This window comes from Mycetocola saprophilus (assembly GCF_000718085.1).
GTDB lineage: Bacteria > Actinomycetota > Actinomycetes > Actinomycetales > Microbacteriaceae > Mycetocola > Mycetocola saprophilus.
In genome coordinates, this window is sequence record NZ_JOEC01000001.1 from 1,053,373 (window position 1) to 1,066,796 (window position 13,424).

General features: G+C 65.9%; 14 protein-coding genes and 1 riboswitch. Of the genes, 9 read left to right on the forward strand and 5 right to left on the reverse strand.

Translation table 11 applies throughout. The features are described from left to right. Positions 1-9: 9 nt before the first annotated feature. Positions 10-1,419, reverse strand: coding sequence for a cytochrome ubiquinol oxidase subunit I (locus IE92_RS0104655; protein WP_030143708.1), 1,410 nt, complete (start codon positions 1,417-1,419; stop codon positions 10-12). 252 nt (positions 1,420-1,671) lie between these two features. On the opposite strand from IE92_RS0104655, the gene IE92_RS0104660 reads away from it, so the two are divergent. From IE92_RS0104660 to IE92_RS0104670, 3 genes are all read left to right on the forward strand, one after another. After that, positions 1,672-2,337, forward strand: a complete 666-nt coding sequence (locus IE92_RS0104660; protein ID WP_030143709.1) for a DedA family protein — start codon at positions 1,672-1,674, stop codon at positions 2,335-2,337. A 60-nt stretch (positions 2,338-2,397) separates the two neighbouring features. Then, positions 2,398-3,429, forward strand: coding sequence for an App1 family protein phosphatidate phosphatase (locus IE92_RS0104665; RefSeq protein WP_051701905.1), 1,032 nt, complete (start codon positions 2,398-2,400; stop codon positions 3,427-3,429). A 117-nt stretch (positions 3,430-3,546) separates the two neighbouring features. After that, positions 3,547-4,590, forward strand: a complete 1,044-nt coding sequence (locus IE92_RS0104670; protein ID WP_030143711.1) for an FUSC family protein — start codon at positions 3,547-3,549, stop codon at positions 4,588-4,590. A gap of 71 nt (positions 4,591-4,661) precedes the next feature. Here the strand turns inward: IE92_RS0104670 and IE92_RS0104675 are convergent, their stop codons facing one another. Beyond that, positions 4,662-5,051 (reverse strand): YchJ family protein, encoded by a 390-nt coding sequence (locus tag IE92_RS0104675; RefSeq protein WP_030143712.1) that lies wholly within the window; start codon positions 5,049-5,051, stop codon positions 4,662-4,664. Positions 5,052-5,111: 60 nt separating this feature from the next. On the opposite strand from IE92_RS0104675, the gene IE92_RS0104680 reads away from it, so the two are divergent. Beyond that, on the forward strand, positions 5,112-5,831 hold the full coding sequence (locus IE92_RS0104680; RefSeq protein WP_081864056.1) for an SOS response-associated peptidase: 720 nt from the start codon (positions 5,112-5,114) through the stop codon (positions 5,829-5,831). Between the two features lie 85 nt (positions 5,832-5,916). Continuing rightward, a riboswitch (FMN riboswitch) is annotated at positions 5,917-6,045 on the forward strand. 71 nt (positions 6,046-6,116) lie between these two features. Further along, positions 6,117-6,812: a nicotinamide riboside transporter PnuC gene (gene pnuC, locus IE92_RS0104685; protein ID WP_043321983.1), complete on the forward strand. Its 696-nt coding sequence runs from the start codon at positions 6,117-6,119 to the stop codon at positions 6,810-6,812. Here pnuC and IE92_RS0104690 read toward each other — a convergent pair. From IE92_RS0104690 to IE92_RS0104700, 3 genes are read right to left on the reverse strand one after another with little or no spacing between them, the layout of a single operon-like run. Further along, positions 6,809-7,210, reverse strand: coding sequence for an aldo/keto reductase (locus IE92_RS0104690; RefSeq protein WP_030143715.1), 402 nt, complete (start codon positions 7,208-7,210; stop codon positions 6,809-6,811). The two genes, pnuC and IE92_RS0104690, sit on opposite strands and share 4 nt — an antisense overlap. Further along, entirely contained in the window at positions 7,198-7,812 is a 615-nt protein-coding gene (locus IE92_RS17155) for a TetR/AcrR family transcriptional regulator (protein ID WP_051701832.1), read from the reverse strand. The genes IE92_RS0104690 and IE92_RS17155 overlap by 13 nt, the downstream gene beginning before the upstream one ends. A 54-nt stretch (positions 7,813-7,866) precedes the next feature. Further along, positions 7,867-8,196, reverse strand: a complete 330-nt coding sequence (locus tag IE92_RS0104700) for a thioredoxin family protein (RefSeq protein WP_043321981.1) — start codon at positions 8,194-8,196, stop codon at positions 7,867-7,869. 131 nt (positions 8,197-8,327) lie between these two features. Between IE92_RS0104700 and IE92_RS0104705 the strand changes: the two genes are divergently transcribed. The 4 genes from IE92_RS0104705 to kdpB all read left to right on the forward strand — a co-directional run bounded on the left by IE92_RS0104705 (position 8,328) and on the right by kdpB (position 13,418). Beyond that, complete coding sequence (locus tag IE92_RS0104705) at positions 8,328-9,311, forward strand: diaminopimelate dehydrogenase (protein WP_030143718.1); 984 nt, start codon at positions 8,328-8,330, stop codon at positions 9,309-9,311. A gap of 224 nt (positions 9,312-9,535) precedes the next feature. Then, the gene (gene kdpF, locus IE92_RS17740; RefSeq protein WP_043321978.1) at positions 9,536-9,625 is read left to right on the forward strand and encodes a K(+)-transporting ATPase subunit F; all 90 of its coding nucleotides are present in this window, start codon (positions 9,536-9,538) and stop codon (positions 9,623-9,625) included. Further along, positions 9,625-11,286, forward strand: coding sequence for a potassium-transporting ATPase subunit KdpA (gene kdpA, locus IE92_RS0104715; protein ID WP_030143719.1), 1,662 nt, complete (start codon positions 9,625-9,627; stop codon positions 11,284-11,286). The genes kdpF and kdpA overlap by 1 nt, the downstream gene beginning before the upstream one ends. Continuing rightward, positions 11,286-13,418 carry a potassium-transporting ATPase subunit KdpB gene (gene kdpB, locus IE92_RS0104720; protein ID WP_081864055.1) on the forward strand — a complete coding sequence of 711 codons (2,133 nt, stop codon included), beginning with the start codon at positions 11,286-11,288 and terminating at the stop codon, positions 13,416-13,418. Before kdpA ends, kdpB begins: the two co-directional genes overlap by 1 nt. Positions 13,419-13,424: the final 6 nt, after the last annotated feature.

Below are 13,424 nucleotides of genomic sequence, written 5' to 3' on the forward strand. Positions count from 1 at the left end.
TCCCTTTACCTAGTAGACCGTCGCGGTGGGCACCGGAGTGTCCGAACCGTCGTCTGCGGTTTCCACCGGCGCGGGGCCGGCAATGGCTGCCTTACGGATCAGGCCGAACTCGACCACGGCGAGTGCACCGTAGACAATGGTAAATCCGATCAGGGAGAGGAGCACCTGGAACCCGGTGAGCTCGGGCGATACGGCGTCCTTGGTTTTCAGCAGGCCAAACACGATCCAGGGCTGTCGGCCCATCTCGGTGAAGACCCACCCCACGGACATGGCCAGCAGCGATGCAGGGAAGGACCAGATGGCCACGCGCCAGACCCAGCGCTTGGGGTTGCGTCCCTTGCGGGTCACAAACAGACCCACGGCGGCGACGAGCATGTGGAACAGGCCCAGTCCGATCATCCAGCGGAACGCCCAGTAGGTGATCCAGATGGTCGGCGAGTAGGTGTCCGGACCGTACTGCTGCGAGTACTGAGCCTGCAGGTCGCGGATACCCTCAACGGTTCCATCGAAGGAGTGGGTGGAGAGCAGGGACAGCAGGTAGGGCACGCGGATCGAGAACAGCTCGTGCTGTCCGTCCGGGGTACCAAACGTGAAGATCGAGAAGGAGGCGTTTGCTCCCGTGGCGGTGTTGTACAGCGCCTCGGCGGCGGCCATCTTCATCGGCTGGGTCTGGACCATGGCCAGCGAGAGCTGGTCACCAAAGAACATGGTGCCGGCACCGGCGATCAGCATCATCCACAGTCCGAACTTCAGCGCCGGGCGCATGGTGTCCAGGTGCTGGTTACGCGACAGGTGGTAGGCGGCTACGGCGACGATCAGACCGGCACTCACCATGAAACACGCGGCGATGGTGTGCGGGAACGCAGCCAGGGCCACCTTATTGGTGAGCAGCTCGCCGATGCTGGTGAGCTCGGCCCGGCCCTTCTCGGCGTTCATCTGGTAGCCGACGGGGTTCTGCATGAACGCGTTGGCGGCGATGATGAAGTACGCGGACAGTGCGGTTGCGAAGGCCACACACCAGATCGAGGCGAGGTGGAGCTTGGGCGAGAGTTTATTCCAGCCGAAGATCCAGACACCGATGAAGGTGGCCTCAAAGAAGAAGGCGAGCAGACCCTCGAGGGCCAGCGGGGCGCCAAACACGTCGCCGACGAAGCGGGAGTAGTTGGACCAGTTCATCCCGAACTGGAATTCCTGCACGATACCGGTGACCACACCCATGGCGAAGTTAATCATGAAGATCTTGCCGAAGAACTGGGTGAGCTGCAGGTAGTGCACCTTACCGGTCCGCACCCATGCGGTCTGGAAGATCGCCACGGTGGTGGCCAACCCGATCGTCAAGGGGACAAACAGGAAGTGGTACACCGTGGTGAGACCGAACTGCCACCGGGACAGTATCAGCGGATCGAGTATTTCGTTCATGTCACAAACGCTCCTGGTTTACGCAAGACAACTACGTGGACTATGCGACCGTCAGCTCCGTGCAGGGAGGTAATTCCTGTGGTACGACCTGTCTTGTTGACCTCAGATTAGCATGATTTACCCCTGTGGTCTGACCACACATTTCGCATACTCACCGACACGGTGTCGCAATCCCTGGAACGGGTGACGGAACCTCCCCTAAACGGGGCACAGATGCGGCGGAAGAGGGTGCGGTTACCGTAGATTGGACGGGTGAATGATTTCCTCGGCGGCCTGCTCGACCTTGTCCAGAGCGTAGATCCGGTGCTGCGCACGCTGCTCGCCGGGATCGGCATGATGCTGGAGACCAGCGTCCTGGTCGGCCTGATCGTCCCCGGCGACACCATCGTGATCATCGCCTCGACCGCGGTGTCCAATCCGGTGGAGTTCATCGCGATGGTCCTGGCGATCATCATCGGCGCGCTGCTGGGGGAATCGATCGGCTTCTGGCTGGGCCGCACCTTCGGCCCGGCTATCCGCCGCTCCTGGGTGGGGCGCAAGATCGGGGAAAAGAACTGGCAACGCGCCGAACTCTACCTCGATCGCCGCGGCGGTATCGCGGTGTTTCTCTCACGGTTTCTCCCGGTCCTTCACTCGCTCATCCCGCTCACGGTGGGCATGAGTCGTATGAGCTATCGTCGCTTCCTTGCCTGGACGATTCCCGCATGCGTGATCTGGGCGGGTGCCTACGTCGGCGTGGCCTCGGCCGCGGCCGGTGGGTACCGGCAGTTGGCCGATCGACTCCACGGTGCCGGTTATATCTTTGTGGGCGTCATCGCCGCGTTCCTGGTGGCGGTCTGGGGCATCAAAAAACTCATCGGACGCGGCGAGGCGAAGCATTTGGACCTCCCCGAGGACCCGACCGACCCCAAAGCATGACAGAATTGAACCGTGCCCACGCCTGACCACGACGACACCGCACGTCACTCCCCCTCCGCGATGGTCTCGGCAACCATTCATCGCGCCGCCCGAATTGACGATGCCATTCTCGCCTGGCGAGAACGCCGCGGCCGCAAGCGCGGCTGGCGGGGAACCGTGGTCCCCTACACCGGGTACGGCTCGACCACCTGGGTGCGCGTGCTGTGTCGAGTGCTCCTCAGTGGAAGCACCACCCACCCGCAAACCCGCGAGCAGGAGTCATCACGGCGCATTCGCGGCTGGCGCTCGTTCATCACCGTGCCGGTGGTGGACGCCGAGGTGATCGTCACCGTCGCCGGGGTGGAACACCGCCTCAGCGCCGACCGTGGCGGACTGATCGACGCGGTCATTCCCGCCGAGCTTGAGCCAGGTTGGCAGCAGATTACGCTCACCACCGAGGGGCACGAACCGGTGTCCGCCGACGTCTTTATCGTGGATCCCGAGGCGCGCTTCGGAGTTATCTGCGACGTGGATGACACGGTCATGGTCACGGCCCTGCCACGTCCGCTGGTCGCCGCCTGGAACACCTTTGTGTTGGATGAGCACGCCCGCGTCCCGGTTCCCGGAATGGCCGTGTTCCTGGACCGCATGGTGCGAGCCCGTCCCGGCTCCCCCATCATCTATCTCTCCACCGGCGCCTGGAACGTGGCCCCGACCCTGAACCGTTTCATGTCACGGAACCTGTATCCGGCCGGCGCACTACTGCTCACCGACTGGGGCCCCACCGTGGACCGCTGGTTCCGCAGCGGCCGAGACCACAAGGTGCAGAACCTTGACCGGCTCGCCAGCGAGTTCCCCAATATCCGCTGGCTCCTGGTTGGCGACGATGGTCAGCACGATGAGGACCTCTACCGCGACTTCTCCCAGGCCCATCCGGGCCAGGTGCGGGCCATCGCGATCCGACGCATGTCGACCGGTGAGGCCGTGCTGGCCGGCGGTCGCAGCCGTCACGACGATGTGGAAGACAGCGAGAGTGACGGCGTGCTGCGCCTCTCGGCACCCGACGGTGCCGGACTGCTGGCGCTGCTGAAGAACGCGCACCTGCCCGACTAGCCGGAACGTCGCACATGCCGAGGGCGGCATGCGTTTCCGAAGCGGGGCCTGAAGCCGGCGCGCGCCTAATCCGACGCGCCCTGCGTCGCCGATGCATTCATCCGATATTCTGGGGGCATGCGCCTGACCTCTCTGATCCGCACCAGTTCGCGGATTCCCCTGCTTCAGGCGCTCAAGACGTCCATCGCCACCGTGCTCGCCTGGTTCGCCGCCTCGGCGGTGCTGCCCTCACAGATGCCCGTGTTTGCGGCGGTGGGCGCGCTGCTGGTGGTCCAACCGAGCCTGCACCAGTCGGCCGGTAAGGCAATCGAGCGCAGCATCGGCGTGATCGGCGGCGTGCTGATCGCCACCGGCGTCAACCTGGTGTTTGGCCTGCAGAGCTGGGCGATCCTCCTGGCCATCGTGATCTCGATCATGCTGGCCTGGGTCTTCCGACTCTCCCCCGGATCCTCGAACCAGATCCCGATCTCGGCGATGCTGGTACTGGCGATCGGCGGGGCAACCCCCGACTACGCCTGGCATCGAATCCTGGAGACCCTGATCGGTGTGGCGATCGGTTTTGTGGTCAATGCGGCGATCGTGCCCCCGGTAATCCTCGCCCCGGCCCAGCGCGAGGCCGCCCAGCTGGCCCAGTCGGTGGCGGCGCAGCTGGATGATCTGGCCGCGGCGCTTCCTGCTAAGCAGAGCCGCGCCGAGCTGGACTCGCTGATGATCTCGGCCCGGCTGCTGCGTCCGATGCGCGATAAGGCCCTGGCGGCGATTCGTGTGGGTGAGGAGTCACTCACCATGAACCCACGCCGCAGCAATCACCGGGATCGCCTCAACGAGACCAAGGCACTGATCCACACCCTCAGCGCACTGACCAACCGGGTTGTGGGCATGAGTCGCGCGTTCCACGACCACTACGATGACGGCCTGCGTGATGAACCCACCGTGCGTGCGATCGCCCAGGAACTCTCCCGCGCCGCCCATGACCTGCGCCTGCTCGCCGATGCCCGCATCCTCGACGGCCGCGATCCCGAGCTCTCGGTCCCGATCGAGGAACCCATGCTCACCGCGCCGATCACGATCCACAAGCCCAATCCGCTGCACTGGATCCTGATCGGCTCCCTGATGGAAGACCTCCGCCGCATCCGCGAGGAAATCACCGGGGACGCCTAGGCCCCGAGTCTCCGAGTCCCCGAGTCAGGTTATGCGCCGCCTCGGGTCGAGACCCAGCCTCGTAGCTCCGGTTAGCCGATGGTGGGGTCGGCGTCGCGGTAGTACCAGCGGCCGTTTTCGCGGGTGAAGTGGCTGCGTTCGTGCTGGGTGCCCTTGCCGTCCGGGGAGCGGTAGTAGGCGGTGAATTCGACCGTGCCGACGCGGTCCAGCGGGCCGCCGGCACTGGTTCCTTCGATGTCGAGGCGATACCAGCGTAGGTCGGGGTCGAGCTCGAGGGAACCGGGACGGGTGTGCGGGTGCCAGGTGTGCAGCAGATAGTCCACATCGCCCACCGCAAACGCCGAGAAGCGCGAGCGCATCAGCGCCTCGGCCGTGGCCGCCGGGGTGCCCGCATGGGCGCGACCGCAGCACTCACCATAGGTGAGACCGCTCAGGCACGGGCAGCGCAGTGTGGGATCCATGCCCCAATTCTCCCACGATGTCCCCACCAGCGGATAACATCTCTGGAAAGGGGGTATCGCATGTGTGGACGCTTTGCCATGGACGGTGAGATCAACAACATGATCGTCGAGTTCATCGAGGAGACCGGACGCGCCCCGGCCGAGTGGCGGCCGTCCTGGCAGCCCTCCTGGAACATCGCCCCGACCCAGCAGATCCCGATCCTGCTCGAGGCCACCCGGCCCGAACTCAATCGCGAACTGCGCTTCGAGGGTGCGTCCTGGTCTCTGGTCCCCCGCTGGTCCGAGACGCTGCGCCCGAAGTTCCCCACGTTTAATGCGCGGATCGAAACCGCCGCCGAAAAGCCCACGTTCAAAACCGCGGTCAGGCATCAGCGCGCCGTCGTGTTTGCCACCGGCTACTATGAGTGGCACACCGAGGACGGGGTCAAGGTGCCCTATTTTATCCGTCCCGCGACCCATGAAATCACCGCGTTTGCCGGGCTCTACTCCTGGTGGCCGGACCCCGCGCTCCCGGAGAGTGATCCGGCGCGCTGGCACCTCACCGCGACCATCCTGACCCAGCCCACCGCTCCCAACCTGGCCGAGATTCACGACCGCAATCCGGTGTTCCTCCCACAGGAGCTGTGGCTCCCCTGGATCGACAGCTCGGTGACCGGAGACGCGGCCCTGCTGGGCACCGTGGCCGAGGCCGGTTCCGCCTGGGCGCGGGAGTTTCGCGTGGATCGGGTCGGGCCGGTCCGCGGAAACGGCCCCGAACTCATCGATCCGCTGGCCGCCTAGCGGCACCCACGAACGTCAAAAATCGTCATCCCCGAGGCCCCCGCTAGCATGCGGAACAAAATCCACGGGGGTCGCGTTAGACTGATCGAGTGCTCCGGGGTCGGTGTAATTCCGAACCGGCGGTGATAGTCCGCGAACCGTACGGGAAACCGTGTGGCCGAATCGGTGAAATTCCGATACCGACAGTTAGAGTCTGGATGAGAGAAGCACGCTTTGGTGTTTGTTGACGTTTAACATTCCCTTGGTATTTCCCCCGCAGTTTCGCACGCGGAAGGAGAAAAACCATTGAACGTCATCACCTGGCTCTTTGACGCCCAGCTTCACATCGGATCCCAGACGATCCTCTGGCGCGAAATTATCGGCAACGTCTTCGGGCTGATCTGCGCGATCGGCGGCATGCGTCGCAAGTCCTGGGCCTGGCCGGTCGGTATCATCGGCAACCTGCTGCTACTCACGGTGTTCCTGGGTGCGGTGTTCCACACCCCGAACCCGACAAACCTGCTGGGTCAGGCCGGACGACAGATCATGTTCCTGATCGTCGCCGTGTACGGCTGGATCCGCTGGCACCAGTCCCGCGGGGGCCAGGCCGTGGCGATCTCGCCGCGCTGGGCAAGCGGCAAGCAGCGTATCTTCCTGGTGGTTGCCCTGGTGGGTGGCACCGCGATCCTCACGCCGGTGTTCCGCGCGCTGGGATCCTTCGAGCCGGTCTGGGCCGACGCCTGGATCTTCATGGGCTCGCTGCTCGCCACCTACGGGATGGCCCGCGGGTGGGTCGAGTTCTGGCTGATCTGGGTTGCCGTGGACGCCGTGGGTGTGCCGCTGCTGGTCAGCGCCGGCTACTATGCCTCGGCGTTTATGTACCTGTTCTACGGAGCCTTCACGCTGATCGGGTTCTTTGTGTGGTGGCGGATCAACCGGGTCGAGTCGGCCGCCCGCGCGCTCCTCGACACCGATTCGGCCATGCCGGTTTTGCGCGGCTAGCCACGAGCAAGCTCGGCGTTCCACTCGCTCACCCCGATGAAGCGCGCCTTACCGGCCCGCACCACCTCGGCAAACGCCCGCATGGTCTCCTCCAGCGAGGTATCCACATCGAACCGGTGCGCCTGATAGACATCCACGTAGTCGGTACCTAATCGGGTGAGCGACTCGTCGATCGAGGCCTGGATCTGCGCCCCGGACAGCCCTCGGTCGGGTCGCCGTAGCCGGTCTCCGGGCCAATACACCCGGGTGAAAATCTCCAGGCTGTCTCGCCGCTCATGTTTCAGGACTCGGCGCATCAGGTCCTCGGCGGTGCCATCGGCGTTATCGCAGGTGTCGAAGGTGGTGATGCCCGCATCGAGAGCGGAAATCCCTCGCGGACCGAGCTCTAGTCGCCACACACCTGGCGGATAGCGTTGCGCACCAGCGCCCGCTCATCCAGCCAGGGGAACCCGGGAATCGTTGTCATCAGCACGGTGATTCCGTGGAGGGCAGCAAACAGGGTCTGCGCGCTGAGCATGAGGTCCGCCTCCGAGGCCTTCGCCCCGGCGGGGGTCTCGCGGATGGCATTCAGCAGGATACGAAAGGCGCGCAGACCCTCGTCGTAGCGGTGCGGCGGGGTGACCACATTCTGCGCCGCACGCTCGAACATGATCGCGTACTGTCCCGGATTTTCCCGGGCAAAACGGAGATAGCTCAGGCCCAGCTCATCCACGCCCTCGATGCCACCACTAGCCTGGGCCGCGGAGGCCTCAAGCGCCTCCCGGAAGCGGGTGAATGAGCGGGCGACCACGATGTCGAGGATTGCGTCTCGGTCGTCAAAGTGTGGGTAGATCGACGGGGCGGCGATACCCGCCTCACGGGCAATCGCACGGAGGGTGAGCGCCTCGCTGGACCCGGTCGTGGCCAGCAGCCGCTCGGCGGCGTCGAGGATTTCGGTTCGGAGATTGGATCCGAAGCCACGCTTATTGGCGATCCGATCCGATGACGTTCCAGTACCCATGCTGTCAGTCTACTGAGTGCGCGATGGGGCACACTGTTCGCCCCGCCTCCGGGACTAGCAGGCCCCCGCTTGACGCACCTCGATCAGGGCACCGTCGATGTCGGCGGCGGTCAGCACGTCGGCGCGCGAGTAGACCAGGTGTCCCCCGCGGTAGATCAGCGTGGTCGGGATCGAACGCACACCCAGTTTCTGGGCGAGCTCGGGTTCGGCCACGGTGTCCACCGAGCCGTAGAACACATCCGGGTGAGCCGCCGAGGAGGCCCGGAACACATCGGCAAAGGCCAGACAGGGCCCGCACCAGGCGGCCCAGAGGTCAAGAATCACCAGGCGGTTGGATTCAAGAACGGATTCGAAGGACTCGGTGGTCACCGGCGTTACGGACATGGTTCCATGCTAAACCCGCCGCCACACCCCGGTGCACGAGCGTGCACTCCGCCGCCGGGGCGCGGGGGCGCTGCGCTAGGGTGGGGGTTCGTTTATCCGGGAGCGCCCCGGCGCGGAAAGGGAGCAGTAGCATGACACAGCAGATTCGGGTCGGCATCGTGGGGTACGGAAACCTCGGACGCGGGGTCGAGGCCGCGCTCGCCCTGAACCCGGATCTGGAACTCGTGGGCGTCTTTACCCGGCGCGATCCCGAAACCCTGGTCCCCGCCCGCCCCGAGACCCGGGTGCTTGGAATCGACGCCCTGGACGGTCTCGAAGACCGGATCGACGTCCTCATTCTCTGCGGCGGCTCCAAGGACGACCTGCCGGTCCACGGCCCCGAACTCGCCGCCCGGTTCAGCACGGTGGACAGCTTCGACACCCACGCCCGCGTGCCCGAGTACTTTGCGGCGATGGATGCCGCAACCTCCGGCGAGCGCGTGGCGATCATCTCGGTGGGCTGGGACCCCGGCCTGTTCTCGATCAACCGACTGTACGGCGAGGCGATCCTCCCCGACGGCGATACCCACACGTTCTGGGGCCGGGGCCTCAGCCAGGGACACTCGGACGCGATCCGCCGCATCCCCGGCGTCGCCGCGGGCGTGCAGTACACGATTCCCTCCGAGGAGGCGATTTCCCGCGTCCGCTCCGGCGAGCGCCCAACCCTCTCCACCCGAGACAAGCACACCCGTGAGTGCGTGATCGTGCTGGAGGACGGGGCCGACGAGGAAGCCATTCGCCAGGCGATCGTGACCATGCCGCACTATTTCGACGAGTATGACACCACGGTCACCGTGATCGACGCCGTGGAATTCAACCGGGAGCACCGGGCGATGCCGCACGGCGGGTTTGTCATCCGCAGCGGGCAGTCCTCCCCGGCCACCTCCCAGGTGATCGAATACCGGCTCGCCCTGGACTCCAATCCCGAGTTCACCGCGAGCGTGCTGGTGGCCTACGCCCGCGCCGCCGCAAGGCTGCGCGCCCGGGGACAGTTTGGTGCCCACTCGGTGCTGGATATCGCCCCGGCGCTGCTCTCCCCGGACTCCCCCGAGGCGCTGCGAGCACGCCTGCTCTAGCCCGGTATTAAGAGCGCGTTAAGAAAGCGCAGTGTGGTGTCAGGACGGCGTTAAGACGATCCCTACACGATCCGTTCCCGAGGTTACCTAGAGAGGCACCCCGCCCGAACCGTTCGGGCGGGGGTTCCGTCTCGGGAGATTTTCGTGTTAGACATCCTCTTTATCGGCATCACCATCGCGTTCTGCGCGCTGTGTGCGTGGGCCGCGCGTGGAATCGAGAAGCTATGAGCCTCGACTCCATCACCGGACTCGTTCTGATCGTCCTGGCCCTCGGTTATCTGGCCGTGGCCCTGCTGCACCCGGAGCGCTTCTGATGGCCGCGCTGATCCCGGGGATCCTGCAGATCCTCCTCGTTTTCGCCGCACTCGCGCTCTGCTACCGCCCGCTGGGCGACTACATGGCGCGGGTGTTCACCACGACGAGCCACTGGCGGGTAGAGCGAGCGATCTATCGCCTCGGAGGCATCAACCCCGACGCCGAACAGGGCTGGCGCTCCTACCTGCGCTCACTGCTGTGGTTCTCGCTGGTTTCCATCCTGCTGCTCTACCTGATTGTGCGCACCCAGTCGGTGCTGCCCTTCGCCGGTGGACACACCGGGCTGACCCCCGACCAGGCCTGGAACACGGCAGTGTCCTTTGTGACCAACACCAACTGGCAGTCCTACTCCGGTGAGGCCGCGCTCGGCGTGAGTGCCCAGGCCGTGGGACTGGCCGTCCAGAACTTCCTCTCCGCCGCGGTGGGTATCGCCGTGGCCGTCGCGCTGTTCCGCGGGCTTGCCCGCACCGAAACCAGCCAGCTGGGTAACTTCTGGGTGGACCTGGTGCGCGGCAGCGTGCGCATCCTACTACCGCTGTCCACGGTCTTCGCGGTTGTACTGCTGGCCGGTGGCGTGGTTCAGAACCTCGCCGACCCGGTCACCGTGCACACCCTCGGCGGCGCGGTTCAGCACATCCCCGGCGGAACGGTGGCCTCCCAGGAGGCGATCAAGAACCTCGGAACCAACGGTGGCGGCTACTTCAACGCCAACGCCGCCCACCCCTTCGAGAACCCCAGCGCCTGGACCAACCTGCTGCAGGTGTTCCTGATGCTGCTGATCCCGGTGGCCCTGACCCGCACCTTCGGCGTGATGATCGGCAGCAAGAAGCACGGCTACGCAATCCTCTCGGCCATGGGTATCCTCTACATCGCCTCCCTGGCCGGCGTGATCGCCTCCGAGCTGGTCAACGCCAGCGGAGCCCTGCACGCCGCCGGTTCGGCGCTCGAGGGCAAGGAACTGCGCTTCGGCGTGATCGGCTCGGACTTCTTCGCGGTCAGCACCACGATGACCTCGACCGGTGCCACCGACGCCGCACACTCAAGCTTCACCCCGCTGGGTGGCGGACTGCTGGTGCTCAACATGGTGCTCGGTGAGATCTCCCCCGGTGGTGTCGGATCGGGCATGTACGGCATGCTGATGATCGCGATCCTCTCGGTCTTCATCGCCGGCCTGATGGTTGGACGCACCCCCGAGTATCTGGGCAAGAAGATTGGCCCCAGCCAGATGAAGCTCGCCTCGCTGGCGATCCTGGTGATGCCCGCGACCGTGCTGATTGGCACCGCGGTGGCCTTCTCGCTGCCGAGCGTGCGCGCGTCCCTCAGCACCAGCGGACCCCACGGCCTGACCGAGCTGCTGTACGCGTTTGTCTCGGCGGCCAATAACAACGGTTCGGCCTTCGCCGGGCTGAGCGCCAACACCCCGGTGCTCAACGTGATGCTGGGCCTGGCCATGCTGCTGGGTCGATTCCTGCCGATCATCCTGGTCCTCGCCCTCGCCAGCACCTTCGCCGAGCAGCGCCGCGTACCGGATACCGCCGGAACCCTGCCGACCCACCGTCCGCTCTTTATCGGCGTCATGGCCGGCGTGGCGCTCCTGGTGTCCGCACTGACCTTCCTGCCGGCCCTGGCACTTGGCCCGATCGCCGAGGCGCTCGGCTAATGACTACCCCCACCACAGAAACAACCTCGGATCCTCTAGGGAGCACCGTGTCCACGTCCACCACTACCTCAGCAAAGCCCTCCGCGGCGGCCACCGCCCGCACCAGCGGCGGCGCGTTTAGTCCCCGCCAGATGGTGTCCTCCATCCCCGCGGCCCTGCGTAAGCTCGACCCACGCATCATGATCAAGACCCCGGTCATGTTCCTGGTCGAGGTGGGTGCAGCCTTCACCACCGTGATGGCGATCATCAGCCCGAGCCTGTTTGCCTGGGGCATCGCGATCTGGCTGTGGCTCACCGTGATCTTTGCCAACCTGGCCGAGGCCGTGGCCGAGGGGCGCGGCCGGGCCCAGGCTGACTCGCTGCGCGCCGCCCGCACCACCACGACCGCGGCGCGGCTGGACGCCGGCGGTCACATCGAGATCGTCCCGGCGACCGCGCTGCGCCGCGACGACCGGGTGCGCGTCCGGGCCGGAGAGGTGATCCCCGGTGACGGCGACGTGATCGAGGGTGCCGCGACCGTGGACGAATCCGCGGTGACCGGCGAATCCGCCCCGGTGATCCGCGAGTCCGGTGGTGACCGCTGTGCCGTGACCGGCGGCACCCGGGTGCTCTCGGACACCATCATCGTGCAGATCACCAGCGAACCCGGCGAAACCTTCCTCGACCGGATGATCGCCCTGGTGGAGGGTGCCACCCGACAGAAGACCCCCAACGAGATCGCGCTGAACATCCTGCTGGCCGTGCTGACCATCATCTTCCTGCTAGTGATCCTCAACCTCCAGCCGCTGGCCATCTTCTCCGGGGCCCGGCAGTCGCTCATCGTCCTGACCGCGCTGCTGGTCTGCCTGATCCCCACCACGATCGGCGCGCTGCTCTCGGCCATCGGTATCGCCGGGATGGACCGTCTGGTTCAGCGCGGCGTGCTGGCTCGCTCGGGCCGTGCGGTCGAGGCCGCAGGCGATGTCAGCACCCTGCTGCTGGATAAGACCGGCACGATCACCGAGGGTGACCGCAAGGCCACCGGCCTGCTGCCCGTGACCGGCGTGAGCGCCGATGATCTGGCCCGCGCCGCCCGCCTCTCCTCCCTCGCCGACGAAACCCCCGAGGGCCGCTCGGTGGTGACCTATGCCGAGGAACAGTTCCCCGCCCAGAGCGCGATCGCCGCCCCGGCCGACGCCGAGTTTGTGCCCTTCCAGGCCAAGACCCGGATGAGCGCGATCGTGTTGCCCACCGGCGAGAAGATCGTCAAGGGTGCCACCAACGAGGTCCTGGCCTGGGTCGAGGCCCATGACGGTACCGTGCCCGCCGATGCGCGCACCATCGCCGATGAGGTCTCCGCCGGGGGTGGCACCGCCCTGGTGGTGGCCACCCACGCCCCCGAGATGCCCGCCCGGGTGCTCGGCGTGATCCGCCTGTCGGACATCGTCAAGGCCGGCATGCCCGAGCGCTTTGCTCGACTGCGGGCGATGGGGATCCGCACGGTCATGATCACCGGTGACAACCGGCTGACCGCGCAGGCCATCGCCGCCGAGGCCGGGGTCGATGACTTCCTGGCCGAGGCGACCCCCGAGGATAAGCTCGCCCTGATCCGCCGCGAACAGGAGGGTGGCCACCTGGTCGCCATGACCGGGGATGGCACCAACGACGCCCCGGCCCTCGCCCAGGCCGACGTTGGTGTCGCGATGAACACCGGCACCTCCGCCGCCAAGGAGGCGGGCAACATGGTGGACCTCGACTCGGACCCCACCAAGCTGATCGAGATCGTCGAGATCGGCAAGCAGCTGCTCATCACCCGCGGCGCGCTCACCACCTTCTCAATCGCCAACGACGTGGCCAAGTACTTCGCGGTGATCCCGGCCATGTTTGTGGCCGCGTTCCCGGGCCTTGCGGCGCTCAACATCATGGGCCTGCACTCCCCCGAGTCGGCGATCCTCTCGGCGGTGATCTTCAACGCCCTGGTCATCATCGTGCTCATCCCGCTGGCCCTGCGCGGCGTGCGCTACCGCCCCCAGGCGGCGGCCAAGCTGCTCGGCCACAACCTGCTCGTGTTTGGTGTGGGCGGGCTGATCATCCCCTTCCTCGGGATCAAGGTCATCGACCTCATCCTGACCCTCATCCCCGGTCTGAACTAAGGCTTA

What these genes read in the sequence shown, in the direction of transcription:
- kdpA (WP_030143719.1), top strand. Translation starts at nt 9,625, where the DNA reads ATGGCCGCGCTGATCCCGGGGATCCTGCAGATCCTCCTCGTTTTCGCC.
- kdpB (WP_081864055.1), top strand. Translation starts at nt 11,286, where the DNA reads ATGACTACCCCCACCACAGAAACAACCTCGGATCCTCTAGGGAGCACC.
- IE92_RS0104670 (WP_030143711.1), top strand. Translation starts at nt 3,547, where the DNA reads ATGCGCCTGACCTCTCTGATCCGCACCAGTTCGCGGATTCCCCTGCTT.
- IE92_RS0104700 (WP_043321981.1), bottom strand. Translation starts at nt 8,196, where the DNA reads ATGTCCGTAACGCCGGTGACCACCGAGTCCTTCGAATCCGTTCTTGAA.
- IE92_RS0104655 (WP_030143708.1), bottom strand. Translation starts at nt 1,419, where the DNA reads ATGAACGAAATACTCGATCCGCTGATACTGTCCCGGTGGCAGTTCGGT.
- kdpF (WP_043321978.1), top strand. Translation starts at nt 9,536, where the DNA reads ATGAGCCTCGACTCCATCACCGGACTCGTTCTGATCGTCCTGGCCCTC.
- IE92_RS0104675 (WP_030143712.1), bottom strand. Translation starts at nt 5,051, where the DNA reads ATGGATCCCACACTGCGCTGCCCGTGCCTGAGCGGTCTCACCTATGGT.
- IE92_RS0104680 (WP_081864056.1), top strand. Translation starts at nt 5,112, where the DNA reads ATGTGTGGACGCTTTGCCATGGACGGTGAGATCAACAACATGATCGTC.
- IE92_RS17155 (WP_051701832.1), bottom strand. Translation starts at nt 7,812, where the DNA reads ATGGGTACTGGAACGTCATCGGATCGGATCGCCAATAAGCGTGGCTTC.
- IE92_RS0104705 (WP_030143718.1), top strand. Translation starts at nt 8,328, where the DNA reads ATGACACAGCAGATTCGGGTCGGCATCGTGGGGTACGGAAACCTCGGA.
- IE92_RS0104665 (WP_051701905.1), top strand. Translation starts at nt 2,398, where the DNA reads ATGGTCTCGGCAACCATTCATCGCGCCGCCCGAATTGACGATGCCATT.